This window comes from Vicinamibacteria bacterium, assembly GCA_035570235.1.
Taxonomy (GTDB): Bacteria; Acidobacteriota; Vicinamibacteria; order Fen-336; family Fen-336; genus DATMML01.
In genome coordinates, this window is sequence record DATMML010000062.1 from 33480 (window position 1) to 59916 (window position 26437).

The window sequence follows — 26437 nt, forward strand, 5'->3', positions numbered from 1 at the left end:
ACCGCGAGCCCGGCTCATGGGAGCCATCGGGCTTGGCTGGACGAGCAGGAGGCGGGTGACGATGAACCGCAAGCTAATCCGACCCGACCTGACCGAGATCAAGGAGCAGTTCCAGACCACCAAGGCCTACCGCCAGCGCAAACCTACGCCCCCCGAGCAGACCAACGCCGAAAGCTTCTACTACTTGAAGCAGATGACCAACAAGACGCGCATGGTCATTGTGTTGAAGGACGGAGAGGAGCTCCGCGGCACGATCGAGTGGTACGACAAGTCGGCGCTCAAGGTCCACCGCCCGGATGCCCCTAACATCCTCCTCCCCAAGGACAACATCAAGTACATGTACAAGGAGAACGAGGATAAGGCGCTGGATTCGGACTGACCGCTTTCCCTTCAGTTCCAGTCGTTGCAAGGAGTTGCCCCTCGCCAGAGCCGTGGCCGGATGGCCCCTGGGAGGCCTCCAAACCGCCCTCAGTCGCCACTTTGTCGCCACTCCACGGGGAAGAGGCCGCGGCGAGCCTGTTGACGGCGTCTTCGACCTTCACCGGCAGCCAGGAGCCGTACACGTCCACCGTCATCTGGATCGAGCTGTGCCCCATCTGCTGCATGACGTAGGCGGGGGAGACCCCTGCGGCGACCAGCTGCGACCCGAAGCTGTGGCGCAAGCTGTGGGGCGTGAAGTGCAGTGGGAGGTCGGCGGCCTTGAGGCAGCGGGCCATGGCATTGCGGACCCGCTTGACAACCCGAGCTTCGGCTTTGCGGTCGGGGTTGTCGCCGAACTCCGGGAACAGTACCCAGGGCGAGAGAGTCTCGCCTTGGCGGAATGCCTCCTCGCGGCAGTAGGAGAGTAGGTCAGCCAGCACGTCCCGAAGCGGGTCGGCCATGTCCACCTCACGGGTGGTGTCCGTCTTCGTCGTACCGCCGAACTGCCGGTCCACCCTGAGCTTTCCTGGCTCGAGGCTCACAGCCTCCCATCGAAGGCCCAGGGCTTCGCCTAGGCGGACGCCCGCCCAGGCCATGACGGCGAAGACGGGGAACATGTCAGGGGCCTTCACCAGGACGGCGGCCAGGAAGCGAGCGAGCTGCCCCGCGTCGAGCGCCTTGATCTCTCCGCGGTCTTTCTTCCCCCGCAAGCCTAGCCCGAGCTTCTTGCCAAGCTTCTGGAGCGGGTTTGCCCGGATGAGCTGGTCCTCCACCGCCTCGCTCAAGACGGCGTTTATCGTCCCGAGGAGGTGCCGGACGGTTCCCCGGGTGAGCTTCCTGCGGCCCACGAAGCCACGCCGCTGACCCTGGACGCTCACATTTGGATCCGCGAGCTTCCGCGTGAGTAACTCCTTGACCATCGGGCGGGTGATCTCCCGGACCTTCTCTCGGCCGAGGTGGGGAACAATGTGCCGACGCAGCGCTCCTTCGTATCTCTCGAGGGTCTTTGGCTTGATACCCCTCGCTTCGCAGGAACGAAGGAAGCGCACTGCGTACTCCACGAGGGGGATGTCGGGGTCAACGGCTGGCCGCGTGGCAGACTGCGCCTGGATGACGGCTTCGGCCAAATGTGCCTCGGCCTCCGCCCGGGTATCGAACGCGTAGACGTGCCGGCGACCGAACCCATCGCGGTAGTCGGTCGCCCACCGGCCACGCCACTTCTTTACGCAGCCCATTAGCGACTCTTCTTACGGTTTCGTTTAGAGGCGGTCAGGAGTCGGATCAGCTTTCCGGTGGTCGGGCGGATGCCCATCGCGCCCGTCTCCCACTTGCTCACCGCGATGGCGTGTACGCCGACCAGCTCCGCGAACTCGGGTTGCGACATGCCGAGCGCCTTGCGGATCTGCCTTACTTCCGAGCCCGTCACAGCCCAATGTTAGGTTGACGCTAAGTCCAGCGTCTAGCTGTTTCGTCTCGCGCTCGGCTAGCCAGGAGACGAGCGACGAGCGGCGCACGCGAACGTACTTTCCGTCGCCGCGGCGCTTGACGCCGCCCCGGCTCGTTTTCTCGATTCCAGGAAGGCGAACGGTGGGGATCCGCCCCTGCCGGGCCAGTTCGTAGGCGTAGGAGGTGGAGACGCCGAGGACCGCTGCAACCTGAGGCAGGGTCAAGGCGCGGTCCTCCGGATGGTCCTGGGTGGGGGTTGGGGTCCCCGGTACGACGGGGACCAGGGCGGCCATCCGGGCGGCGATCGCCATGGCGAGGATGGGTAGCTCGTCGATGCGGGCCTGCTCAACGACGGCGAGCCGCTCCTGGGCGGATTCCATCGGGCTTGTACGGGCTGCAAAGGCACTAGCCACGTCTCTAGCCTCCTGCAAACGTGACGCCAGGGCAGAAACTGCGCTCCTCCCCGCAAGTCCTTTATCCACGGGCGACCCTGATGTTTGGGTTTCTCTCTTTTGAGAGAAAACTGTCGGTTGGACTCAGATTTGAGAATGGGAAGATAGGGCCCTTGAGGCTTCGCCGTCATGTAGGGAGCGCACGCTCACGCCGCACGTCCCGCGCCTTCCAGATCTCGTAGATGACCGGGTAGACGAGCAGCTCCATCAAGAACGACGTGAAGATCCCACCGATCATGGGGGCCGCGATCCGCCGCATCACGTCCGATCCCGTGCCCGCTGACCACATGATCGGCACTAGGCCCATGAACATGACCGCCACCGTCATCACCTTGGGCCGCAGCCGCTTGACCGCCCCCTCGACGATCGCCTCCTTGAGGTCCTCGGGGCTCCGCATGCGGCCCTCGCGCTGCGCCTGCCCGTAGGCGAGGTCGAGGTAAAGAAGCATGAAGACGCCCGTCTCGGCGTCCACGCCCAGGAGCGCGATCAGGCCCACCCACACGGCGATCGATACGTTGTACCCGAGGTACCAGATGAAGAGGATCGCGCCCACGGCCGAGAAGGGAACCGCCAGGAGGATGATGAGCGTTTTCGCGATGGAGCCGGTGTTGAAGTAGAGGAGGAGGAAGATGATCACAAGGGTGAAGGGGACCACGACGAGCAGCCGCTGCTTCACGCGGAGCATGTACTCGTACTGGCCGCTCCAGAGTAGTTGGTAGCCCGGCGGGACCTTGACCGTGGACTCCACGACCTTCTTGGCGTCCTCAACGTAGCTGCCGAGGTCGCGCCCGGCCACGTCGACGTACAAGCGGCCGGCTTTGAAGCCTTCCTCGTTGTTGATCATCGGAGGGCCCGTCTGGAGCTCGATCGAGGCGAGCTCTTCGAGGGGGACCTGGGAACCGGCCGGTGTGGGCACCAGAACCCGCCGGAGCTTCGGGAGGTCGTCGCGCAGCTCTCGCGCGTAGCGGACATTCACGGGATAGCGCTCGCGCCCCTCGACCGTGGTCGTGATGTTGTTCCCCCCGATGGCCGACTCCAGGATATCGTTCACGTCCCCGACCGAAAGGCCGTAGCGCGCCGCCTCCTGGCGGTTCACCTTGAAGTCTAAGTAGTAGCCGCCGGTGACGCGCTCGAAGAAGGCGCTCCGTGTACCAGGGACCTGCTGGAGCACTTTTTCCAGCTCCAGCCCTATGCGCTCGATCGTCTGGAGGTCTGGGCCCAGGACCTTGATGCCCACCGGTGTGCGCACCCCGGTCGTGATCATGTCGATCCGCGTCCGGACGGGGAACAGCCACGCGTTGGCGAAGGACGGGATCTGGACCCGCCGGTCCATCTCGTCGATCAGGTCCTCCCACCCCAGGCGCCTTTCCTCGGGCCAGATCGGACGGAGCAGGACCCTCACGGGCTCCGGAGCCCAGGATGAGTACCAGCGGTCCTGCTTGTGCGTCCGCCACTCCTTCTCCGGCTTCAAGACCACCGTGGTTTCGACCATGCTCATCGGGGCCGGGTCGGTGGAGGTCTCGGCCTTCCCGACCTTGCCGAACACGCTCTCGACCTCGGGGAAGCTCCGGAGCAGCTTGTCCTGGATCTGGAGATACTTCGCCGCCTCGGTCACCGAAATCCCCGGCAGCGTTATGGGCATGTAGAGAATCGTCCCCTCGTTGAGGGGGGGCATGAACTCCGAGCCCAGGGAGAGGAAGACGGGAACGGTAAGAGCCATGACCAGCACAGCCACCAGGATCGTCGTGTAGCGGTGGCGCAGGACGAAGAGGAGTGCGGGGTGGTAGACGGCCATGAGCGCACGGCTGATCCACGTCTTCTCCTCGGGCTCCATCTTGCTGACCACCAATTTGGTGGCTGCGGACGACAGCCACCGGGGCCGGAACCGGAAGGGCTTCATGCGCGTCATCAAGAGCCGTAGGACCGGATCCAGCGTGATCGCCAGGACGGCCGCGACCGAGATGGCGGTGTTCTTCGTGAAGGCGAGCGGCTTGAAGAGCCGCCCCTCCTGGGCCTGCAACGCGAAGATGGGGAGGAAGGCGACCGCGATCACGAGGAGGGAGAAGAACGAGGGGCCGCCCACCTCCTTGACCGCCTGGATGATCACCTCGCGGTAGTCCCCGGGCCGGCCGGCGGTCTCCCACTTCTCGAGCTTCTTGTGGGTCTGCTCGACGACCACGATGGCGGCGTCCACGAGGGCGCCAATCGCGATGGCGATCCCGGAGAGCGACATGATGTTCGAGGTGAGGTCCGAGGCGTACATGGGGATGAAAGAGATGACGACGGCGATGGGGATCGTCACGATGGGGATGGCCGCGCTGGGCAAGTGGCGGAGGAACAGGAGGATCACCAGGCTGACGATGAGGAGCTCCTCAATCAGGGTGTGGACGAGGGTCTCGATCGACCGCCGGATGAGGTCCGAGCGGTCGTAGGTCGTGACGATCTCCACTCCTTCAGGAAAGCCCGGCTTCACCTCCGCGATCTTGGCCTTCACGCGCTCGATCACGCCCAGGGCGTTCTGGTGGTGGCGGACGATGACGATGCCACCGGTGACCTCCCCCTGGCCGTTCAGCTCCGCCACGCCGCGGCGCATGTCGGGTCCCAGGGCGACGGTGGCCACGTTTCGCACGAGGATGGGCGTCCCGTTTTTGTCGGTCCCCACCGGTAAGTCCTGGATGTCCCCGAGGGACTTGATGTAGCCGCGTCCCCGGACGAGGTACTCCTTCCCTGTGAACTCCACGACTCGGCCGCCGACATCGCTGTTACTCCGGCGGATGACCTCGATCACGCGGTTAAGAGGAACGCCAAACGCCAGGAGTCGGTTCGGGTCCACGTTGACCTGGTATTGCTTGACGAAGCCACCCACGGTAGCGACCTCGGCCACGCCGGGGACCGAGGACAGCCAGTAACGCACGTACCAGTCGTTGAAGGAGCGCAGCTCGGCGAGGTTGTGGCGGCCACTCCAGTCGACGAGCGCGTACTCGAAGGCCCAGCCGACACCAGTCGCGTCGGGTCCGAGAGTCGGGGAGACCCCCTCCGGCAGCTTCCCCTTGATCTTGTCCATGTACTCGAGGACCCGGGAGCGGCCCCAATAGATATCCGTCCCCTCGTCGAAGATCACGTAGACGTAGGAGAACCCGTAATCCGAGGCGCCCCGGACGACCGAGACGTGGGGACCCGCCAGCATGGCGGAGACGATCGGGTACGTGACCTGGTCCTCAACGATGTCAGGGCTGCGCCCAGGCCACTCGGTGTAGATGATGACCTGCGGGTCCGAGAGGTCCGGGATGGCGTCGAGGGGCACGTGGCGGATGGAGTAGATCCCGCCCGCGACCGCGAAACCGGTCAGAAGGAGGACGAGGAACTTGTTCCGCGCCGACCACTCGATGATGGCATTGATCATGTTGCTACCTGGCAGTCACAGTAGTCTCGGCGGTGCCGACGACCTGCCCGCCCCTGACCACGGTCACGGTCGTCGCGAAGCTCCACGCGATGGGCAGGTTCACCTCGCCCGCATACTCGCCCGGGCCGGCCTCGCGCAGGGCTGCCTTCACGTCCACCTGGGCCATCCCCATCATCTGGGGCATGAAGAAGCGGATCGATACGTCCGCGCCCTTGATGGCTTGCCCAGACGCGTCGGCAAGCTTCACGTGCACACGGTTGCGCCCGACGCGCGCAGGCGAGGGATCGGTCGAGACATCGGCTGAGATCTGTGGTGCCGCGCCGGCGGGCTGACCCTCCGCCGTGGAGGGCTTCCCCATGGCGTCGAAGGCGCCCTTCAGCCGACTCTCGGAGTCGAGAATGAAGTTCGCTGCCGTTACCACTCGCTCCGTTTCGCGTAGGCCATCCGCTATGACCCTTCCCGCGGAGACCTCCACGCCCGCCCTCACCTCGCGGGGCTCGAGGTAGCCCTCCCCCTTATCGACGAAGACATACTGCTTCGCGCCCGTGTCCATGACGGCGTCCTTCGGAACCACGAGCCGCTTGCCCAGGTCGCGCCGCAGGCTCACGTTCACGAAGGTCTCGGGTTTGAGCGCGAGGTCGGGGTTCGCAAACTCCATGCGGATCTCCACCGTGCGCGTTTTGGGATCGAGGACGGGGGATACGAAAGTCACTTTGCCGAGCAGGGGCCTCCGGTCCGCTTCGTACGGGAACGTGGCCTCCCCGTCCTGGCCCACGCGGACGTGCGGCAGCTCGTACTCGTAGACCTGGGCGAGCACCCAGACCCGCGAGAGGTCCACGATCGTGTAGAGGTCTAGTTCCGGGGTGACCGTACGGCCGTGATGATAGGCCGCGCGCTCGGTCACGATCCCGCTGACCTGGGACGCGATCGTCACCGTGCGCGAGACCTCGCCCCGCTTCTCTAGGGCCTCGATCTGAGCGGGCGTGATGTCCCACAGCTCGAGCCGCCGGCGGGTGGCAGAGAGGAGCTCGCGTGAGCCCTCTGATACGCGCTCGAACGAGCTGGTCGCCAGCTCCTTCTGCGCGCGCAAGGAGAGGAGGTACTCTTCCTGCGCGGCCACGAGGTCTGGGCTGTAGATCGTGAAGAGCGGCTGTCCCTTGCGCACGCTGGCACCCACGAAGTTGACGAAGACGTCCTCGATCCAACCCTGCACCTTGGTGTGGACGTGGGCGATCTGCGTCTCGTCGTAGGCGACCTTGCCGACTGCACGGATCTCGACGATCGCCGGGAGGAGGGTGGCCTCGGCGAACTTGACGCCGATCTGCTGCTGGCGCTCGGGAGCGATGCGGATCGTGGGCCCGGTACCGGTGCCGGCGCTTGTGGAGTTGGCGTTCGGAGCGCCAGTCCTTCCAGGCGTCTCCACCTGAGTCGCCGACGGCCCCCCCGAGGGTGCCTCCAGAGGCACCAGCTTCATGCTGCAGATCGGGCAGTTGCCGGGGCGGTCGGACTGGTAGTGGGTGTGCATGGGGCAGTAGTAGGTCGCTTTGCCTTGGGCGGTCGACGACCCGCGGGACGGAGAGGAACAGCCGTGGATCCAGGCAATGCCAGGCCCGACGGCAGCGATGACTGCGACGAGGGCGACCGCGAGCCGCCGGCGTCCCCGGGGACGATCAGGAGCGGGTTGCAGGGTGGTGTCCATGGTCATCTCCCTCTCAGAACGGCTGCCCGGTCACGGCCGAGACGTGAACCGACAGCCGGGCCAGGGCCTTCTCGTGCTCTGCGAGCTGCTCGTGATAGGTGAGGTCGTAGTCCAGCAGCCGCCTCCAGTTCGTGACCAGGGTGAGGAAGTCCACCTTGCCCACCTGGTACTGCGCGATAGCCGAATCGAGAGAGAGGCGCGCCTGCTTGAGGATCCCCTCGTCGTAGAGGCGCAGGAGGCGGTCCGCGGTCGAGGCCATGAGAAAGGCGTCGGTTACTTCGTACCGGACTTGCGCCCGGGCGGCCTCGAGGGCGCTGCTGGCGCCACCGAGGTTCTCAGCGGCCTCCTGGATCGCCTTCTTCTGCTTGCGGCCCGCGTAGATCGGCAGCGTCAGCGTGCCACCGTAGCTGTAGTAGGGATTGAAGAAGTGGTCGTCGCGGTTGTGGTACACGAAGCTGAACCCAAGGTCCGGGAGCCTCTCCTTCCGGGCGAGGTCAACCCTCCGCTCGCCCTGGGCCACGAAACGCTCCTGCTCGCGGAGGAGCGGCGACTCCTCCTGGGCCCGGGTCAAGACTTGTTCGAGGCTTGCTTCGAGTGCCGTCTTGAGAACGGATCCGGGACGGCCGAAAGGGACCGGGTCGGTCCTGTACAGAAGGCGCGCCAGGACCGCCTCGACCACGCTCCGCCGCTGCACTAGGAGGCTGCGCCGCTCCTCCAGGCGGGACAGCTCCAACTCGGCGTCGAGCACGTCCTGCTGCGTGGCCTGGCCCACGGAGTAGCGAGCCCGGGCGACCTTTACGAGCTGGTCCAGGAGCTGAAAGTTCCGCTCGACGATGGAGAGACCCGCGTGGACCGCGTAGAGGTCGAAGTAGCCTTGGGCCACCTTGGACACAACCAGGCGTCTGACCGCCTCGTAGGCCCACTCGGCCGCCGAGGCTTCCTCCCGGGCGACCTTCTCCCTGAGCCCCCGTTTGCCCGGAAAGGGGATGTCCTGCGAGATCCCGACATAGACTTCGCTGAAGTCGCGCTGACCCAAGCTCTCGAAGGGGACCGGGCTCGCTTCGTTAACGACTCCGTACATCAGCATGGGGTCGGGGAGCGCGCCCGCCTGCGGAACCCGAGCGCGCTTGGCTTCGACCAAGCGACGAGCCATCTGGATCTGGGGGTTCCGCTCCAGCGCCTCGCGGACGAGCGCCGGAAGCAAGACCTCCGAGAACGGCGACTCCTGCGCGGAGAGCGCCGAGGAAGCCCCGACTAGGACAAGGACTGAAAGCACACGACGCATCGCGATCTCCTCCCACGAATCTCAATGAAACGGACGCGCGCCGGGGGAGCGACACCGCTCCCGAAGGCTCAGGTTGGGAAGGGAGGAGTTAGATTCGCAGGATGGAGAGACTGGGAGGCGACAGGTCTTGGGCCGGCTCCCACGGACGGGCGCCTACAGCAACCCCAACTGCGGGTCGCTCCGCGAGGTCGAGTTGAGGAACGAGCGAAAAGGACGGCGGTGCCAACCGGGGTGACTGGTCGACCTTGGCCGCCACGAACCCGCCGCTGGCGGCTGAGGGATGGCAGCAGTCCTCCGTCTTTCCGGGCCGGTTGCAGTTGCTCATGTCGCGCTTGCAACAGGCCATCGTCGCCGCGTCCCCCTCGCCGCAGTAGAGCGCGGCGACCGGGGACCCCATGATACCTATGCCCGTCGCGAGCAGCAGGAAGCGCCGAAACATCGTCACCACGCTATATCGGAGCGGCTGCCGGGTCAATTCCCAGCGTGGGCACCTGCCCCCTTCAGCCGGGGTTCCCGCGGCAAGCGCGGCCGTAACCCAGGCTCGCGAGCGCTTCTGCGGGCATGGTGTCGGTGATCATGTAGAAACGTAGACATCTGGACGCGTGATCGCGTCCTCGAGAGACCGAGGCGGAGGGGCCTGTGGGCGAGGACGAGCAGCGGCGCGAACCGCATATCCTTATCAAATCTGAGAAGGCCCGCCGGCAGTTTCTCGATTTTGAGAAAACTCGCCGCCGCATTCAGCCGTCTCCTGGGCTGTAATCCCTTGTCAGGGCTGGCTTGCTCGGGCTGCCGGCCGCCCCGACGGCCCGGCATACCCCTTGCCCCTCCCCCTCCCCAGGCAGCCAGTAAAAGCAGAAGGCTTCGAATTAGGAGATCCGTGAACCGACGTCGCATTCAGCCCAAGGTCGCGGTCGAGCTTGAGACCGTGAGCCTCCGGCTCCCCGCCCTGCTGGGCCGAGCGGAGGAGCGCTACGCGAAGTGCCTGGGCAGCACCACTGACCTCACCTACGTGACCACCCAGACGATCGAGATCGCCCTACGGGAGGAGGCTGAGCTCCAGAAGACTCTCAGCGCCAGGCCGCCCGCGCCCGCGCCCCCTACGCGACCGGGTGCCGCCGCTGTGCCGACCCAACTGCAGAACGCCGGCGCTCGCGCCGGCGAGACCCGCCCCGAGGGCGTCGTCCCGTCGTGCGCGTGTATTCACGGCCCCCGTCTCTGCCATTCACGGCAGGCCCACTCCCTTAACTCATCGTTAGGAGCGTTCGGAATGCGTCTCGACCCCCACTTGGCCCGAACCACCCACTATTGCAAGTTAAAGCGGGTATACCCACGCCTTCCGCTCCGTGTCCACTCCGCGGTGGCGAAAGGATTTACGGGAAGGAGCTCGGGTAACCCGTTCCGCACGGAGCCTACTGCCGGAGACGCCGTCCGCGACCTCGAATGGAGCGCCGATCGGCTTCGGATCAGGCTCGAAAGCGAGCCGAGTTCCGAGGCCTGGAGGGGGCTGGAATCGCCGGCCCGAAGGCGCGGAAGAAGCGTCGAGCAGTTCCTCCTTGGTGCGCTCGGGGAGGCGTCGTGAGACACACCAAGGAGACTGCGAATACTCGATTCGGCGAAGCCAGACGAGGGTCGAACGGCAGCGGGAATCCGGTTGCGCCCGCTTCCGCGCCAGTCCGGCTTTTGCCTGTCTCCGCGAAGATCGAGCTGGCCCTGAGCCGTGAGATCGACGACTACGCGAAGGCGCACGGCATCACACGATCCCGCGCGGCCGGCCACTATCTGTCGATTGCCCGCGAGACGCTCCGCGGCCGCGAGGGCGTCGCCGCGGAGAAGGCCGAGGAGATCCTGGAGGCCCTCGAGGGCGTCCGCATCATCGTCGAGCTCTTGGGGCCACCAACCCTCGGACTCATGCGCCTTCTCGCCCACTGGGCCACTCAGACCGGGGGCCTGAAGGTGTCCGAGGACGAGCTGCTCGCCGAGCTGCGCACCGTCGCCGGTGACGAGTGGGAGCAGGCCCTCTCGGAGGCAGAACGGGAACTGCACGAGGCCCTGAAGAAGGCCCGGACCGAAGGGGGGCAATAGATTCTAGTCGTCGAGGCGGGTACCAACGGAACGCGGAGAAGGTGCGCAACAGATCCGTTATCTCGAACCGTGAAGAAGCGGCTGCCGAACGGCGAGCGGCAGGAGCTCGTCGGCCCACAAATAGGGGACGTTCGCGGCACCCGGGCTTGTCGCCACCGAGTCGCCACTGCAGGCGGATCCTGGGCGATCTACGGCGAGGCTCAGCGCTGCTTTTGGCCCTTGGCTGCGCGCCTTGGCGCGCTTGGGCTCTCCTTCGCTCTCCGGCTTGGCTTCCAAGGAGAACGAGGACAAGGCGCTGGATCAGGACTGAAGCATAAGCACTTTCGGACTTCCTCGACCTCGAAAGCCTCTCCAGTGTCCGTCCGGTGTCCACGACCCCCAAGGAGTGAGTCTCCGAGGGCGTCCACCGCTCCCGGGACCCGAACCGGAAGCCACGAGCCGTAGGCGTCTACCGTCTGCTGGATGCTGGCGTGCCCCATCTGCTGCTGGACGTGGGCGGGGGAGTAGCCCCGCGGACCAGAGGGGGGAGGATGAAACTGCGGTGGCTCGGCCTGCTCGTGCTCTTGAGCCTAGCCCTCTTGAGGCGCCCCTCGGTGGCTCCCTGCCATTGTGGATGCCACGCTCCCTCCCACGCCCTGTGCTCCTCCCCAGTCTGCCAGTGTGGGTGTCAAGGTCCCTACACGTGGCTCAAGAGCCTGTGAGCCCTCGGTAGAAGGCCCGTTTCTAGGGGCTCTTGGAAGCTTCGAGCGGGCTGCTTGCGGCCCTCGCAGTGGTCACTTCGTGGACACCGCATCGGTCTCGGCCGCTATCCATGCGGGTCCCCGAGGTGTAGGTGTTGGCGGAGAACAAAGACAATCCGGGATAGACCAGCCATTCGGACCGAGACCAGGGGAACGGTCAGCCTGTCAGCCTGAGGCTCGTAGGCGCTGCGTTCGTCGAGGGCAGGTCCACCTCCTTAGGCGCAAGAAACCCTTGACAACATTCGATCGGGTTCTATAGTCAGGGATAAGAACCTGAGGCTTCCACCGTTTCCCTCCAGAAGGTCGTGGAGGTTCTTGTGTACCCCGTCCATCGGGCGTCGGGTGTAGTCTCGTGGACCACATGAAGAAACTCTGTGCCGTTGGAGCACTGGCGGTATTGGGCGGATGCGTGAGCGCTCAGACGTTCCGCTCCGGCAGCGGCGCCATCTACCCTCCGACCAATCCCGAGTCCGTCCTTGTCTTCTACGCCGAAGAGGACGTGAAGCGGTTCTATGAGGTCATCGGCGAAATCACGACGGCGGGCAGCACCGGCTGGGGCAAGGGTGAGGGCGACCTAGTCAAGAAGGCGTGCAAGAAGGCTGCCGAAATGGGAGCGAGCGCGATTCTCCTAAGAGGCTACGAGAAGGGCAGCAGCGGAGATCACGCAATGGCCGTACTGTTCGGCTCCAAGGATAAGAGCGCGCACGTGACGGCCATCCGGTTCACTGAGTCCAAAGGAGGCCCCGCGCCTACCGCCGCGGGCGGCGGAAGCCCGGCGGGCGCTAGCACGCCTTCCGCGGCGCCCCCACAGCCGGCCCCAGCGCCGCCCACCTTGACCGCACCAAGCTTTCGCGTGAGGGTGCTGACGGACCCCGTCGGTGCGGATGTGTATATCGGCGACCTTGGGGTCGGCTCCACGACGCGCGAGGGCCTTCTCCTTGAGCTTCCAGCCGGGAGTGTCACTATCTCGGTGAGGAAGCTCGGCTATTCGTCGGTCGAGCGGACCCTGACGGTCGGTTCCAACAACGAAGTTGTCTTGCCAATCGCCCTCCACGCGAGTCCGCAGCAGTAAGCTCAAGGGAGGTTCCATGCGATGCCTTTGTGCCGTCCTGGTCGTTGCGTTTGGCGCCTCTGCCACTGCCTTCGCTAGCGATATCCAGATCGTGACTGACCCGGACGGAGCGGAGGTGTCCCAGGGTTCTATGCACTTAGGTGTGACGACCAAGGAGGGCCTGAGAGTCGTCGGCGTTGATCCGGGCATGGTCACCTTCACGATCTCGAAGCCAGGCTTTGAGACAGTGACGCGGGTGCTCTCCGTCGAATCCGGGACCGAACCCATAACGGTTGTCGTGCGACTTCTGCCTACGACTCCTAGGCCGGCCGACGCGACCCCAACGACACCGAGGCAGGATGCGAATCCCGCGCCGAGTCAGGTCACTCCCAAGACTGCAGCCAGCCCGGAGCAGTCACCGGAGGCGAAGAAGAAGAGTGGCTCCAACGCGGCCCTGATCATCCTAGGAGGGGCTGCCCTAGTGGGGGGGGGTGTTGCTGCGCTAACTGTGGGCCACGGCTCGAATACCGTAGCAGCAACAACCACGACTACGCTGCCACCTGCCGTGAGCCTCACCAATCTTTCTGCCACAGTGACGTCGCCCCAGAATGGCGCTGTCCTGAACTGCAACCAACCCGCCTTTTTCACTGTGAGCCTCACAAATACAGCGCACGCTCTCGTTTTCGTCTCAGGCGTTCGCCTTCACCAAACTTCCGTAACCGGGGCCTGCGGCGGGCTGCCGGACTTCACTTATGCCGTCACGAATTCCCAAGTGGGCACAGGCACGGCTGACGTGCTGAACAATGAATCGTTCTCCAGCGGCGGAGTGGGCTGCTGCCCCGGGGGTCCCGGCCGCTGCGGTGGCTCCTGTCACGTTCAGTTCTCCTTCACGGTACTGACAAGCGTGGGTGAAGTGAGCGCGGGCCTCATCGACTATGGCATCGTGTTCGACGGGTGCTCGGTTTGCACGGGCTTCAACTCAGCAAGCTGCCCCGCCAAGCCGTAGGCTCATGGCGAGCCGATGAGAGAACCCTCCGGCTCGTGCGGTGTCCATCTGGTGTCCAGCCCTGGACTGCTTCGATGGCCCTCGGCTCGGAGCCGCGGGCGTAAGTCTCTGTTACGCCGCCTCGGTGTGCTTCGGGAGGCCTTGGCTAAGGGCCTCGAATGACCAAGGAGAACGGGGATAAAGAGTCGCGGTCGCGGTGTGGGTGTCCAACGGCGTTTCGGTACGGAGTAGCTTAATGGCTGGGATGTTCGACGCATCAGACAGCACGATTGTGATCACGAGGGGAGCCGGGCCATCAGACTTCGTGGCCTGCCAACGAGAGTTGAGGTTGCGGCGGCTCAGCTCCGCCGATTACCGCGCTCCCGGGGCTAACCTTCGGTGCTAGACGACACTCCAGAGCCAAGGCCCCACTGCGACTCGGTCATCCAGGCGAGAAACTGTGGCGGAGGGAGCGGGCGGCTTATGAAGTACCCCTGAACCATGTCGCAGCCGAAGCGCTTGAGAATCGCGTACCCACTGGCGCTTTCGACTCCCTCGGCGACGACCTTGAGGCCCATGTTGTGCCCCAGATCGATAGTCGAACGAACAATCACGCTGTCCTCGGTCGCCCCCTGGCCTAAGTTCATGGTGAAGGACTTGTCGATCTTCAGCTCATCGAGAGGGAAGCGCTTCAAATGGGCGAGTGAGGAGTAGCCCGTGCCATAGTCGTCAATGGCAAGCGTTATTCCCCGCGTCTTGACGTCGCGCAGAGTCTTCAGGGCGTACGCCGCGTCCTTCATGATGGCGCTCTCGGTGATCTCGAGTACGAGCTTCGACGGGTGCAGTCCCTGGTCGTGGAGCAACCCGCTGATGAGCGTCGGTAGCTCCGCGTCGTAGAGATCGAGCGCAGACAGGTTCACGGCGACGCCGAGGTCGAAGCCGGCTCGATTCCAGCCCGCGCAGTCCCCAATCGCCCTTCGGAGTACCCACTTGGTGATCATCCCGATGTTGCCCGACTGCTCGGCGAGCGGGATGAACTCGTCGGGAGCCATCATGCCGTGGACAGGATGCAGCCAGCGGACGAGGGCTTCCGCATGGATCGCCCGATCTGTAGCGATATCGATCTTGGGCTGATAGTGGAGCTCCAGGGCGTCGCTGGCGACGGCTTGGCGGAGCTCGGAGAGAATGGCAAGACGGCGTAGCGAATGCTCGTCCCGACCGGGTTCATAGAGCGCGTAGGCGCGGTGGCTTCGCTTCGCTTCGTACATCGCGACGTCGGCTCGCTTCATGAGAGTGCCGGCATCCTCGGCGTGAGGCGGATAGAGCGCGATGCCCATGCTGGCCTTAACGTCGATGGAAACGCCCCCGAGGGTGAACGGCGTCTCGAATGCCCCGCCAATGCGTTGTGCAACCTCAACTGCGTTGGGCGCGGCCCCGATCTCAAACATCACTGCGAACTCGTCCCCGCCGAGGCGGGCGACGGTATCGCTCTCGCGGATCGTTTGGCGCAGGCGCCTGCCGATCTCCACCAGCAGGTCGTCTCCGAGGCTGTGGCCAAGCGTATCGTTGATTTCCTTGAAGCGATCGAGGTCCATCATCACCATGCCGACGAGGGCTCCGCGCCGCTTTGCACTCGTGATCCACAAAGCAAGGCGGTCGAGGAAGAGAGTCCGGTTCGGCAGCCCCGTCAGGCCGTCGTGGCTTCCTTGAAAGCGGATTTGCTCCTCGCGCCCACCGATTTCGGTGCCCATCCTGTTGAAGGCGGTGGCGAGCTGGGCCATCTCCTCGTCTTGGGGGCTTTCGACGGGGGTGGAGTAGTCGCCGCGTCCGATCCGTTGCGCGGCCTCGGCGAGCCGTCGCAGGGGGCTCGTAACGCCACGTGCGAAGAAGATCGCGGCGACGATGGCCATGAGTAAGGCAGCGCCCGAGAGCTCGAAAATCTGGAGCTCCAGCTTGCGCAGGGGGCCCTGTGCTTCCTCGAGCGATCGCTGCAAAAGGACGTTGATTGCCGATGCGTCACCGGTGTCGATCGGCTGCAGCATGGTCTGGTATGTGTCGGAGCCGAGTTGGAGCGTCTCCCCCCTGACGCCACCGTCGCGGATCCGCTCCCGCAGCGAGGACTGCTTATCCTGCGGGAGCGTCGAGATGAGGAGGGGCTGTGCCCCCGGGTTCGGGGCCCAGAGAGACAACTCGAGCGCGGTCAGACGCTGAACATCCTCGAGCACGGCCTCGTCGATCGTGAAGCCGATGCAGACCAAGGCGATGGGTTGAGGAGCGAGGACGGGAACAACCACGAACTGGAAGGGGCGGTTGTCAAAGGTGACGATGGCCGCGGCGCCAGTGGGGGAGGCGCCGCGCGGAACGAGGGAGGGGACGGGGAACGGGCGGCTAACGAAATGGCCGCCGAGGGTGTCCGCGTCGACCGAGCCATCGAGTGAGATCAAGAAGAGAACGTGGCCGTCGATGCGGGTGCCGAGGTTCACCAAGGCAGAGGTGAGGGTCGGCCGATCGGCCGAAGCGATGGCCTCCCGAAAGGCGAAGTCGGCCGCGAGAACACGAGCGGTGTCGGTTAGCTGACGTCCGCGCGCGGCGAGAATTCGGTTAAGCACGCGTGCCCCTACGCGTAGCTCTTCCGCGAGAGTCTGCCGAAGGTTCCGCTGTCCCGCGACGTGGACGGCGACCAGCGTCGCCGCCTGGAGCAGGACGAGAGCCCAGACCATTAGGGAGAGGAGCCTGGTCTGGAAACTGTGGCGCCTCATCGAGGCTATTTGTTTCCGATCTTGAAGGTCAGGCTGCTTTGCTCGCCGGCGCCGAGGCTGACGGGTTGCGGGAGTGGTTCGTAGCGCATCCCCGCATACCACACGCGCACGTCGTACTTTCCCTCCGGCAGGCTAGACAGCTCGCCGCGTCCGGCCACCGTGAGGGCGAAATACGGTGTGTCGACGACCACGAGGTATGCGCTCATGTGGTCGTGGATGTTGCATCCCAGGGTGACCACTCCCGGCTTGTCGAAGACGACGGGCGCGGCGGGCGTGCCTGCGTAGAGGGGCAACTGGAATTTCTTGGCCGCCGAGAACGAGTAGACCTGGTGCCGAACGTTGTCGCTGTTGGGAAACGTGACCGCGGTGCCGGTTTGGATCGGCAGGATGTGGGGGACAAACATGCGATTCCTCTGGTCCAGCACTACGTGGTGCGATGGTGGGGGCGCTTTCCTTGCCTCGGGGATCGCATAGACCACGGCATCGGGGACGGCGGCGCCGCGGTCATCGCGCACCTCGACGAGAAGGGTGGCGGTGGAGTCTGGGCGAGCGGCAGCAAGCAGCAGAAGAGCAGCGGCCAGACCCATCTCGCCAGACTACCACCATCGGAGGTGTTTCGCCGGGTCCGGCTCTCGCGCGGTCAGGTGGTCTCAGGGGCCCGAGAAGCGGTAACGGAGATCGCCGAGACCCCGTTGCTGGCCGCCGCCTGCGGAGAACTCGACCCCTACCGTAAGCTTCGGCGCGGCCGTCCAGAAGCTGGCCAGAGTCAGGGCGTGCTTGTGTGATTCGCCATTGCTGAAGGCATCAAAGCGGACGGTCGCTCGCCCGCGTCGAAGTTGACGTGACAAGAGGAGGTAGCTGGCGCGCAGATCCGCGCGGAAGCTCCCCCCAGGGTGGAACAGTTCGGTCGGGCCCCAGCCCGTCTCGCCCAAGAGAGTCCAGTCGGCGCGCCTGTAGTCAAAGCCAAGAATATCGAAGCGAGTGCGCCAGTTGACGAGGTCGCCATGGCGCAGGCCGTCGGAGCGGTTGTCGATGTGGGTGAAAAGCACGGAGAATTGGTGGAAGCTCCATCCGGCCCGCGCTGACCATCGGAGACGGTGATCGGTATCCGCCGAAACGGACGAATAGTGGGTGCCGGCCTGGACCTTCTGCCCGAGCAGGGTCCACCGATCGTCCAGTGACCAGCCGGGATCCAAGGGAAGTGCGCCGAAGGTGTCGTTTCCGCGAAAGACCGTCGCGGCGATCACGGCGCCTCCGCGCAGCCACGAGGCGTCCACGCCGATGGGTCGAAACTCCTCGCCGAACCACGAGTTGAGCGCCGAGGAGGAGACCGCATACGGGTTCTCCCAGAGCGCGTCCACGTTCTCGCGCGATGTGGGAAGAAAGAATGCTCCCGCCCGCAGCTTGATCCGGCTCCCTCCGGCCGGGAGATGGGCTTCGATGTAGGCTTCGGGCGTTCCGGCATGGCCGCGAACGGACTGGCCCTCGTCCGTCCGGGCAAGCAGATGCAGATGGGCGAGGAAGGTCGGAGAGGGCGACCAGTCGATGCCGGTCTGGATCTGGGAGGAGACTCTGTCAGCCTCGAAGGGATTGTCGGCCTTTGTCGTGCCACGAAGGTCGGCGAATCCGCTGATCTGCAGGGTGTCTTCGCCCCGGACACCCATTGAGAACGCGAGGGTCGCCGCGAGGAGAACCACTGCGATCGCGGCGCGCCGTCGCGGTTCAGGCATGATGGAGTCGCTTTTGTCAGGGCAATCATCGTCTCCCGCTCGCGAAGTTTCAATTGAGAGCTTGGCCGTGCTTTTCGCTCCAGAGAGAGCGGCTTGCTCGTGCGGCCCTCCTACCAGGGTCGAGATGATGTCCGCGAACGCGAGACGAGTTGCTTCGCGAAAAGATCGGCGCGAGACTGAAACCGGAACGGCCTCCAATGGGGCCGGGCCGACAGGTCAAGCTAGGGCTGACGCCTAAAGTGACCGTGACCCGACATGGGGACCACACCCGAGGCAGGATGAGAGGTTTTTGCGACCGGACGTGGGCCATCTTCTTTTGCCGAGGGATCTTGGGGCTCATCTTCTTCATGGCGGGCGTCTACAAGTGCTTCGTGATGACGCCGTTCGGCCATGCGCGTCACTATTTCGTCGGCCCATACGCAGACACCTTCTTGCCCGCATGGTCTCTTTGGATTACCGGCACAGCAGTTCCACTCGTCGAGCTCGTCGCGGGGGCGCTGGTTCTCGTGGGCTTTAAGACGCGCCCTGCATTGATCTCTCTGGGCGGAGTGCTCATCCTCGTCACCTTCGGGCATTTGCTGAAGGAGCCCCTTTACGCGTTCCACGCCCACGTGATTCCGAGGCTCGCCCTGCTCACTGTGGTGTTACTCCTGCCGCGCGAAGACGATCTTGTATCCGTGGACGCGTTCTTGCGGTCCAGGAGTTCGAAGAGTCGATAACTGGACACGTGGCACCGGCCAACAAGTGACGGGAGCTCGCCTGAAGAGCGGACCCTGAGGCCGGCCTCGCCATCTCTATCAGCAAAGTCGCCAGTCTGCTTCCGGGGACATCGTGGTTCGTGCGCCAGTCGCGGCGGCGGGTCCAGTAGAGGGCTCTGGCTTTATGGATTGGAGGTCCGTCCGAAAGGGCCGTCGGACCTAGTCGGTCCGCCGTCTTGCCCGCGAGGCAACCTCGCCGTCAGAGATAGCCTGGGGCGACTGCCAAGGCTCACCGCGGCGTGCAGCCCGGCTCTTGGCCTTATGAAGGGCGGCGGTCGCCCGGCCGAGGAAGGCGGATCGATCGGTGTCCTGGAGGGAGAGGCAAGCCACTCCCGCGCTGACTTTGATCGAGACTTGAGTGGCGTCGATCATGACCTCGGTTGCGGCGACCGCAGCCACGAGGCGGTCCGCAGCCCCCTGCGCGCCCAGCAACTCAGCGTGGGGCAGGATGGCCACAAATTCCTCATCGCCGTACCGATAAAGGCCATCGCCGGCGCGGAGGTCGCCGGTCAGGGTGCGGGCGAAGGAACGCAGAATTTCGTCCGTCGCCTGGCGCCCGTGAGCGCGGTTCAAGTCCCGGAGATCATCGATTGCCAGCAACACAACGCTTAGGGGGTGGCCGTGACGCTGCGCCAGCGCCGTTTCCCGGGCAAGGCTTTCCTCGAAGGCTCGACGGTTGGCCAGCCCCGTCAGACGATCGGTCTGGCTCTGGGCCTCCAGTTGGCTCAACAACTGCTCGTTCTTCTCGTGAAGACGCCTCTTCTCGAGGGCGCGCTGCACACTGAAGATCACGGCGTCAGCGTTGGTGAGGGGTTTCGTCAGGTAATCATGGGCTCCCAGACGGAGAGCCCGGATGGTGGAGTTGACGTCGTGAGCCCCGGTGAGGAAGACGACCTCGGTGCTAGGGGCCTCGCGTTTGACCGCGGACAGCAGAGCGAAGCCATCCACCTCTGGCATATGGAGGTCTGTGATGACCACGTCGTAACCGCCGGTCGCCAGGTGCCGGAGGGCTTCCGGCCCACTTTCCGCCTCCTGGACCTGGTAACCGCCCGTGTGGAGGTAGCCGCGGACTACTGCCCGTGCGAGGGGAGAGTCATCGACAGAGAGCACGCGCCCCTGCCTGCCCCCAAGGTTCGTTTCCACGGGCTGAGTCCCCATCCATGCCTCCTGGGGTCAAAAGGAGAGCACGACCGGTGCCAAGGTGCCCTTTAGGCAGCGGCCCCATGGCAAGTGCCGTGTTTGCCATGCTTTACGGAATGGGGAGTTGCGGACGGTCGCCAGACCCCCCGACCCCGGGTGTCTCTTCGGCGGCCACCTTGAGGTCCAGCCCGACCGAAGGGCGGCCGACAGGGGGCTCGCGACGGGGGTGGAGGTCACCTGTGGTCGAGCACCTCCCGCACCTTTCGGGCGAGGGCTTCTGTGGTGAAAGGCTTCTGCAGGAAGCTCACATCGGCGGCGAGCACCCCGTGGAGGACGACGGCGTCGTCGGTGTAGCCAGACATATAGAGGACCTTCGTCTCCGCATGAATGGCCGTGAACGTGGCCGCGAGCTGGCTCCCGCTCATCCCAGGCATGATCACGTCGGTGATCAAGAGGTGGATAGGGGCGGAGTGTCCTTCCGCCAGTTCCAGGGCATGGGCGGCATGACGAGCTTCGATGACGCTGTAGCCGCTCGCTTCGAGGCACTCTCGTACGATTCCCCGAAGTGACTCCTCGTCCTCCACCAGCAGCACCGTCTCCGAGCCCCCGTGCTGTTCGGCTGGGGGGGCGGCGGCGGTCTCCGCCACCTTCCCCGCCGCGACGCGCGGCAGGTAAATCTTGAACGTCGTGCCCTGCCCACGCTCGCTGTACACGAAGATGTGCCCTCCGCTCTGCTTGACGATCCCGTGGACGGTGGCCAGTCCCAGCCCTGTTCCTTTGCCTGCCTCCTTGGTTGTGAAGAAGGGCTCGAAGATGTGGTCCAGAACCTCCGGCTCCATACCGTGGCCGGTGTCGCTGACGGCCAGCATCACGTGAGGGCCGGGCTTGACCCCCGGGCGGGAGCGGGCATACGTTGCGTCGAGGTCGACATTGGCGGTCTCGATCGTGAGCCGTCCTCCCCTCGGCATGGCGTCACGCGCGTTCACAGCTAGGTTCATGAGGACCTGTTCCATCTGCCCCGGGTCCGCCTGAACACCCGCCAGGCGCTTGTCAAAGATCGTGATCAGCTGAACGTCCTCCCCGATCAGCCGCCGCAGCATCTTCTCCATCTCCGCGACGATGGCGTTCAGGTCGAGGACTCGAGGCTGCAGGACCTGCTTGCGGCTGAAGGCAAGGAGTTGGCGGGTCAGGCCAGCCGCCCGCTCGGCGGCCTTCAGAATGTCGTTGGCGTATCTCTGGAGCTTCGGGTTGTCGGGCAGGCGGGCGGCGAGCAGCTCGCCGTAGCCCGTAATCACTCCCAAGAGGTTGTTGAAGTCGTGGGCAACCCCACCCGCGAGCCGGCCCACGGAGTCCATCTTCTGCGATTGAAGAAGCTGGGTCTCGAGATGCTTTCTCTCCGTGACATCGGTCACCAGGACAAGCCCCGCCTTCCGGCCCCTGAACTCGATCGAGCCCACGGCAACCTCCACGTCGATGAGGCTGCCGTCCTTCTTGCGGTGCGCCGAAGCCCGCGGTGAGTGCGAGGCCTTCTGATCTGCCTCCGCGGGGCGGCGGACGGCGCCCTCGTCCCGGAGCTGAGCCTCATCGAACCGACCGATGTCCCGGATCGTCATGCTCAGGAACTCAGCGTGGGAGTACCCGTAATGTTTGACGGCGGCGTCATTGACGGCAAGGAAAGCCAGGGTCTCTTCGTCATAGACCCACATGGGCTGAGGGTTGCTGTCGAAGAGCAGCCGGTATTGCTCCTCGCTCTCCAGAAGCCTGAGCTCCGCTTGCTTCCGGGGGGTGACGTCCGACCACGATCCGACGACCTCGGTTGGGTTCCCGTTGGCGTCTCGTAGCAACCTCTGCTCGTCGCCGACCCAACGGTAGGTTCCGTCCTTGTGGCGGAAGCGGTACTCTCGGCTGACGTAGCCCTCCGACAGCAGGCGCGGGACTTGACCGATGACCCTCTCCAGATCTTCCGGATGAAGGTGTTCGGCCCACCACTCCGCTCCCTTGTTTTCCTTCTGCGTGTAGCCGGTGAGGCGCCAGATGTTCGCGCTCACCCACATCGGTATAAGCTCCCCTCCTTCGACCTTGAGGGAATACAGGACGGCTGGGCTCGACGAAACGACGTGGGCAAGCCGCTCTTGAGCCGCGCGTAAGGCGGCATCCCGTTCTTGAATCTGATGCAGCATGTCGTTGAACGTCGAGACCAGAAGGCCGAGTTCGTCGCGGCCTTGGGCAACTGCGCGCACAGAGTAGTCTCTATGGCTGGAGACCCGCTGTGCGGTCTCCGCCAGGTGGAGGACGGGTCCTGTGATGAGGCGTTGGAACCGCGAAGCCGTCCAATACGCGACGATCAAGGAGATGAGGAGCACCCCGGACGCAATGGCGGCGTAGCGCTGCAAGCGCGTTGTCATCTCGCTCAAGTCCGACTCGATCAGGACCGTGCCGATGGGAGAGTTGTCGAACTGGATCGGGCGGAAGAGCACCAAGCGCCGGCTTTCGAAAGCATGTCCTGCCGCCTGACCGGAGGGGGGCCGTGGCAGGGAAGCGACTGGGGAGGCGACGTCGCGTAGGTAAGAGGCGAAGAGCGTACCGTCGAGGGTGTAGAGGGCGGCGGACACGATGTGCGGCTCCGCACGCAGGGCTCGCAGGGTGGCGGTTGCCGAGTCGGGGTCCTGGAAGACGATTGCGGCGCTGGACTGTCTGCCCACGATCTCCGCCTCGGCGGAGAGGTTGCGGACCATGGTGGCGCGATATGTCACGAGCTCGTAAATCACAAAGGCGGCGCAGGCCAGGAGGAGGGCTAGGCCCGCGGAGGCGGTGGTGATGGCGACGACCTTCCCACGAAGCGATATGTCGCGAAGAGGGCGCGTGGTCAGCCTCCGGAGGGCGGCTTGCCGGCCCGCGCGGTGTTGAGGTGCTCGGAGTGAATCGCCCAGGGCGCATGCGCGGGCGCAGAGGCGTTGATGGCCCTGCCGCACAGGTTTTCGGGGCGGACGGGCTCCTTGGATCCTCTTCGAGGATGGTGCTTACGAAGGCCTCGTCTTCGGGGCGCGGGGAGTCGGACGCCGAGCAGGAGGCCGCAGGGCACGGCCAGTGCTCGGCTTGCCCGAAATTGCGACCGCACACATCTGAGCTGTCCGGGCCCAGTCCTGCGCGCAACCATCGGCTCACCTGGCCGCAATCGGCTCGACGAGCGGAGTTGTCGAACGGGGGCCGCGTAGGGGAGCAGTCACCCGCTTCGAGGAGGGAGGCTCGGGGCGGTCGCGTCGAATGGATGGTACTTCTTTTGGACGACCAAGTCGATGGGAGAGAGTGCGGGTCTTCATCGAGCATCCGATGACACGTTTCCAAGTGGCGGCCTTGGGGACAAGCGACGGGGTTGCCAGATTTGGGCCATTTTCGTTGTGCCTCTCGGCCAGCCGCGGGGAGTCGCAGGTGCGTCAACGGCCGAACCGTGTGCAACTTCCGGGGAGATCGTCGGCAAGAGGAGACTGGGCACGGGAGTTGCACCAACTCCAAGTGGTATGGACCTGACGACGAAGGGTAGGAGCGAGCACCGCTGCGACGCCTGCGGCAAGATGTTTGCCTTGGCCTGCCGATATCCCTCGGACGGGACGCGGCTGGCGATCTATATGTCTTGTCCGCACTGCGGCGTGGGTGGCTTCGTCTCGGCGCCGAGCGCGGTCAGGAAGGAGTCGGACGGCGCCCTGGTCATCTCCCTCGAATATCGGGTCGAAGCGATCGGCTAAACCGCGACCGCGGGCCCGGGGTTCAGCGCCGCTTCACAACGATCAATGTTTGGTCGTCGTTGACCCGGCCCGCACCCACGTGACGGGCGACCTGCTCAAAGATCGCGTCGGCAAGGGCCCGCGCCTCTCGGCCGCGTTCTCGGACAGCAACAGCGGCCACTCCGTGTTGCCCGAACTCCGCTTCACTGGCGTCCCGGGCCTCGGCGATACCATCGGAGAAGACCACGAGAGCGTCCCCCAGGCCGATGGTGCAGCTGTTGTTGGCATAGGCCGCGGAGGGGAATACCCCGAGAACGGGTCCGCCCTCGCCTAGGCTCAGGACCCGGCCGTCGGCTCGGACAATGACGGGCGGATAGTGGCCGGCGTTGACGAACGTGAGCTGACCGCCGGCGGCATCGAGTCTGCCCAGGAACATGCTCGCGTAGCGGTTCTCGGGGATCGTCTCGCAGAGGGTGACGTTGGCGCGAGCCAGGCTGGCGGCAGGAGGGCCCTCCGTCCAGTGGGCTCGCACAGCCGCCCGCAGCAAGGCCATCAACAGGGCAGCCGCCGTACCTTTGCCAGACACATCCCCGAGGGCGAGGAGAAGCTGGCCGCGGTCGAGGAGGAAATCGTAGTAGTCTCCGCCGACGGAGCTGCAGAGCCGATTGGACGCGGCGAGGTCGTAGCCGGGCAAATCGGGAAGGATCTGGGGCAAGAGGCTGGCCTGGATCTCCCCTGCCTTCCGCAGCTCCTCGCGCAGCTTTTGGTGGTCAAGGCTCTCAGCTTGCAGCCGGGCGCCCTCGATCCGGATGGCAGCGAGATTGGCCAGGGCGCTCAGGAATTGGAGATCCTCCACCGTGAAACAAGTCGGCTCCTCGAGGCTGTCGAGATAGATCAGGCCGATCACCGCCTCCTGCTGGCCGGATCCGGCAGTGAACCAGAGGGGGGCGCACATGAGCGAGCGGACCCCACTGGCCGCGAGGCTCTCCTGGCCCGCGAACCCGGCATCTTCGAGAAGCCGCGGAACCAGAAGGGACACGCGGTCCTCCAGAACGCGGCGGGTGATGCTGCGGCTGAGCCGGTCGAAAGCCGTTCCGTGCCGCGTGCGGCTGGCCTTGATGATTGGCATCGGGGGATGACCCTCTAGGAGGGCGATGCAGCCCCGCTCGGCGGGAAGGACCTCGAAGAGCTGATCGAGCACCCGCTCGAAGAGCTCCCGGAGGTTACGGTTTGTCGTGAGGGCGCCGGCGGCTCGGATGAGGTGGGCCAAGATCCGGTGGCGACGTCCTTGCTCCCCAGGGTCGAGGTCGGGCTTGGTTTCCTCCAGGTCCGAGATGTCTCTCGACGGGATGGCCTTTTGCGTGTTCAGGGACTGCTGTCCTCCGCCCGGAGCCTCCTCGTCCAGCGTCAGGTGATGGCGCCCCAGGTCAATGGCGTCTCCCGGTCGAATGGGACGATCGGATCGGAGGCGCTGTCCATTGACGCGGGTGCCGTTCCGGCTGCCCAAATCCCTCAAGATGTGGCCCTCCGGCGTTCGCAGGATCTCCGCGTGGCGCCGGGACAACTTGGGGTCGGGGAGGGCGAGGTCGTTGTCGGCCGCACGCCCTATCCGGATCCGATCCCTCATGAGCCGGAAGCCCCGCTGCGACCCGTCGGGAGCCCGAATGTGAATCGCTACCATTGTTAGTAAGGCGAGGCTAACTCTCCCGGGTCTGAAGGGTCAAGAAGCCCTACCCCAGAAGCCCGGCCCCGAAGGGTCAGAGGTTGAACAAAGGACGGGGTCAAGGGCACCGTGGGCGGGACCGGTGCGGACGGCAAACCGACCCACCGGGGGCGGGCGCACGGCGGGACTGCAGACTGGCCCTGTTGCTCCTCAGGCCGAGCGGCCGCAACCTCGACAGCGTTCGGCTGCCAGTTCGACTAGCTCGCCACACCACCTGCACGTCTGCGCCTCCGCCCGCAAGGCCAAGGCGCAGGCCGGGCACTTGGTGGCTCCGCCGTTCAGGGTTTGGCCGCACGCGGGGCAACGGAGGTACCCGCCCTCGGTATCGAACTCCCGCTCGACGGCGGCCAGGGCTTCGGGGTCGGCGTCGAGCAGAGGTGCGATCACCCTGAACGCGTGGGCTCGATTTTCGTTGCTGACCGCCAGCGCGAAACGGGCCAGATCCGATTGCGCCGTCGAGCGTTGACAGACAAAGCGGAACGGTATCTCCACCTCGATCAACCGCTCGGCCACGGGTTTGAGGTCGGCGGCAGCGCGGCCGGAGTAGATGATGCTCTCTCCTTGCGGGGGCCGATCCGAGGATGCTTCCGGCGGCGGGCCCCCGGTCGGGGCATGGTCGGAGTTGGGAGGCCTCGCCGGGATCACACCCCCGTGGCCATCATCGTAGCGGGCTTCCAGTTCTCCCCCGCAATCGGCGCAGCGCTCAATTTCCGGTCGGTACTCCTCGCCGCATCGGCGGCACACCTTGAAGGCCAGCAGCATGTTGTAACGATGATACCCCTGGTGACCTTCCGCCCAGAGCGTAGATGGAGGTAGCCCAGTTGGCCTGGATTCCGGACCGGGCCATACCACCTCTTGCTTGCCCATGTTTCTTGACAAGACGGAACAGCCTTATCGAGTCTTTGCGCGTTTCGACGAGGCTGGGCGTCTCACTTTTCTGGCGGGCACCATTCAAATGGGGCCCATGAGCGAGATCGGAAGGACGGTGATGGGAAACCGGCCGACCTGCCCCCCCGGTTGGTGGACCCTCTCTGCCGGCCCA

Annotated in this window: 18 protein-coding genes and 1 pseudogene; 5 read left to right on the top strand and 14 right to left on the bottom strand. The window is 65.1% G+C overall.

From position 1 onward, the window contains the following. Positions 1-61: 61 nt before the first annotated feature. A complete protein-coding gene (locus tag VN461_11100) occupies positions 62-379 on the top strand; it encodes a hypothetical protein (protein HXB55324.1) in 318 nt (105 codons plus the stop codon). Here the strand turns inward: VN461_11100 and VN461_11105 are convergent. From VN461_11105 to VN461_11135, 7 genes and pseudogenes are all read right to left on the bottom strand, one after another. Continuing rightward, the gene (locus VN461_11105) at positions 330-1655 is read right to left on the bottom strand and encodes a site-specific integrase (protein ID HXB55325.1); all 1326 of its coding nucleotides are present in this window, start codon (positions 1653-1655) and stop codon (positions 330-332) included. The genes VN461_11100 and VN461_11105 overlap by 50 nt on opposite strands. Further along, on the bottom strand, positions 1655-1846 hold the full coding sequence (locus VN461_11110; protein HXB55326.1) for a helix-turn-helix domain-containing protein: 192 nt from the start codon (positions 1844-1846) through the stop codon (positions 1655-1657). The genes VN461_11105 and VN461_11110 overlap by 1 nt, the downstream gene beginning before the upstream one ends. Before the next feature lie 61 nt (positions 1847-1907). Then, a pseudogene (locus tag VN461_11115) lies at positions 1908-2246 on the bottom strand (helix-turn-helix domain-containing protein). Between the two features lie 199 nt (positions 2247-2445). Then, positions 2446-5721 (bottom strand): efflux RND transporter permease subunit, encoded by a 3276-nt coding sequence (locus tag VN461_11120; protein ID HXB55327.1) that lies wholly within the window; start codon positions 5719-5721, stop codon positions 2446-2448. A 4-nt stretch (positions 5722-5725) separates the two neighbouring features. After that, entirely contained in the window at positions 5726-7420 is a 1695-nt protein-coding gene (locus tag VN461_11125; GenBank protein ID HXB55328.1) for an efflux RND transporter periplasmic adaptor subunit, read from the bottom strand. 13 nt (positions 7421-7433) lie between these two features. Further along, positions 7434-8705 carry a TolC family protein gene (locus VN461_11130; protein HXB55329.1) on the bottom strand — a complete coding sequence of 424 codons (1272 nt, stop codon included), beginning with the start codon at positions 8703-8705 and terminating at the stop codon, positions 7434-7436. An 88-nt stretch (positions 8706-8793) separates the two neighbouring features. Further along, complete coding sequence (locus VN461_11135) at positions 8794-9153, bottom strand: hypothetical protein (protein ID HXB55330.1); 360 nt, start codon at positions 9151-9153, stop codon at positions 8794-8796. A gap of 1232 nt (positions 9154-10385) precedes the next feature. Here VN461_11135 and VN461_11140 point away from each other — a divergent pair. Continuing rightward, positions 10386-10787 (top strand): hypothetical protein, encoded by a 402-nt coding sequence (locus VN461_11140; protein ID HXB55331.1) that lies wholly within the window; start codon positions 10386-10388, stop codon positions 10785-10787. 1101 nt (positions 10788-11888) lie between these two features. After that, positions 11889-12599, top strand: coding sequence for a PEGA domain-containing protein (locus VN461_11145; protein HXB55332.1), 711 nt, complete (start codon positions 11889-11891; stop codon positions 12597-12599). 1353 nt (positions 12600-13952) lie between these two features. On the opposite strand, the gene VN461_11150 is transcribed toward VN461_11145, so the two are convergent. The 3 genes from VN461_11150 to VN461_11160 form a co-directional block, all read right to left on the bottom strand. Further along, positions 13953-16322: an EAL domain-containing protein gene (locus VN461_11150; protein ID HXB55333.1), complete on the bottom strand. Its 2370-nt coding sequence runs from the start codon at positions 16320-16322 to the stop codon at positions 13953-13955. A gap of 5 nt (positions 16323-16327) precedes the next feature. Further along, positions 16328-16909, bottom strand: a complete 582-nt coding sequence (locus VN461_11155; GenBank protein ID HXB55334.1) for a methylamine utilization protein — start codon at positions 16907-16909, stop codon at positions 16328-16330. Positions 16910-16972: 63 nt separating this feature from the next. Beyond that, on the bottom strand, positions 16973-18052 hold the full coding sequence (locus tag VN461_11160) for a hypothetical protein (GenBank protein HXB55335.1): 1080 nt from the start codon (positions 18050-18052) through the stop codon (positions 16973-16975). A gap of 278 nt (positions 18053-18330) precedes the next feature. Here VN461_11160 and VN461_11165 point away from each other — a divergent pair, with 278 nt between their 5' ends. Next, positions 18331-18771 carry a DoxX family protein gene (locus VN461_11165; GenBank protein ID HXB55336.1) on the top strand — a complete coding sequence of 147 codons (441 nt, stop codon included), beginning with the start codon at positions 18331-18333 and terminating at the stop codon, positions 18769-18771. Positions 18772-18969: 198 nt separating this feature from the next. Here the strand turns inward: VN461_11165 and VN461_11170 are convergent, their stop codons facing one another. Together VN461_11170 and VN461_11175 are read right to left on the bottom strand one after the other, a co-directional pair. Next, positions 18970-19968, bottom strand: coding sequence for a diguanylate cyclase (locus tag VN461_11170; protein ID HXB55337.1), 999 nt, complete (start codon positions 19966-19968; stop codon positions 18970-18972). Between the two features lie 215 nt (positions 19969-20183). Next, positions 20184-22703 (bottom strand): PAS domain S-box protein, encoded by a 2520-nt coding sequence (locus VN461_11175; protein HXB55338.1) that lies wholly within the window; start codon positions 22701-22703, stop codon positions 20184-20186. 765 nt (positions 22704-23468) lie between these two features. Here VN461_11175 and VN461_11180 point away from each other — a divergent pair. Then, on the top strand, positions 23469-23693 hold the full coding sequence (locus VN461_11180) for a hypothetical protein (protein ID HXB55339.1): 225 nt from the start codon (positions 23469-23471) through the stop codon (positions 23691-23693). A gap of 22 nt (positions 23694-23715) precedes the next feature. Here VN461_11180 and VN461_11185 read toward each other — a convergent pair whose 3' ends face one another. Together VN461_11185 and VN461_11190 are read right to left on the bottom strand one after the other, a co-directional pair. Then, positions 23716-25299 carry a SpoIIE family protein phosphatase gene (locus VN461_11185; GenBank protein HXB55340.1) on the bottom strand — a complete coding sequence of 528 codons (1584 nt, stop codon included), beginning with the start codon at positions 25297-25299 and terminating at the stop codon, positions 23716-23718. A 246-nt stretch (positions 25300-25545) separates the two neighbouring features. Continuing rightward, positions 25546-26157, bottom strand: a complete 612-nt coding sequence (locus tag VN461_11190) for a hypothetical protein (GenBank protein ID HXB55341.1) — start codon at positions 26155-26157, stop codon at positions 25546-25548. Positions 26158-26437 lie beyond the last annotated feature (280 nt).

What these genes read in the sequence shown, in the direction of transcription:
- VN461_11180 (HXB55339.1), top strand. Translation starts at nt 23,469, where the DNA reads ATGGACCTGACGACGAAGGGTAGGAGCGAGCACCGCTGCGACGCCTGC.
- VN461_11125 (HXB55328.1), bottom strand. Translation starts at nt 7,420, where the DNA reads ATGGACACCACCCTGCAACCCGCTCCTGATCGTCCCCGGGGACGCCGG.
- VN461_11185 (HXB55340.1), bottom strand. Translation starts at nt 25,299, where the DNA reads ATGAGGGATCGGATCCGGATAGGGCGTGCGGCCGACAACGACCTCGCC.
- VN461_11160 (HXB55335.1), bottom strand. Translation starts at nt 18,052, where the DNA reads ATGCCTGAACCGCGACGGCGCGCCGCGATCGCAGTGGTTCTCCTCGCG.
- VN461_11130 (HXB55329.1), bottom strand. Translation starts at nt 8,705, where the DNA reads ATGCGTCGTGTGCTTTCAGTCCTTGTCCTAGTCGGGGCTTCCTCGGCG.
- VN461_11170 (HXB55337.1), bottom strand. Translation starts at nt 19,968, where the DNA reads ATGGGGACTCAGCCCGTGGAAACGAACCTTGGGGGCAGGCAGGGGCGC.
- VN461_11100 (HXB55324.1), top strand. Translation starts at nt 62, where the DNA reads ATGAACCGCAAGCTAATCCGACCCGACCTGACCGAGATCAAGGAGCAG.
- VN461_11105 (HXB55325.1), bottom strand. Translation starts at nt 1,655, where the DNA reads ATGGGCTGCGTAAAGAAGTGGCGTGGCCGGTGGGCGACCGACTACCGC.
- VN461_11120 (HXB55327.1), bottom strand. Translation starts at nt 5,721, where the DNA reads ATGATCAATGCCATCATCGAGTGGTCGGCGCGGAACAAGTTCCTCGTC.
- VN461_11190 (HXB55341.1), bottom strand. Translation starts at nt 26,157, where the DNA reads ATGCTGCTGGCCTTCAAGGTGTGCCGCCGATGCGGCGAGGAGTACCGA.
- VN461_11145 (HXB55332.1), top strand. Translation starts at nt 11,889, where the DNA reads ATGAAGAAACTCTGTGCCGTTGGAGCACTGGCGGTATTGGGCGGATGC.
- VN461_11150 (HXB55333.1), bottom strand. Translation starts at nt 16,322, where the DNA reads ATGAGGCGCCACAGTTTCCAGACCAGGCTCCTCTCCCTAATGGTCTGG.
- VN461_11165 (HXB55336.1), top strand. Translation starts at nt 18,331, where the DNA reads ATGAGAGGTTTTTGCGACCGGACGTGGGCCATCTTCTTTTGCCGAGGG.
- VN461_11155 (HXB55334.1), bottom strand. Translation starts at nt 16,909, where the DNA reads ATGGGTCTGGCCGCTGCTCTTCTGCTGCTTGCTGCCGCTCGCCCAGAC.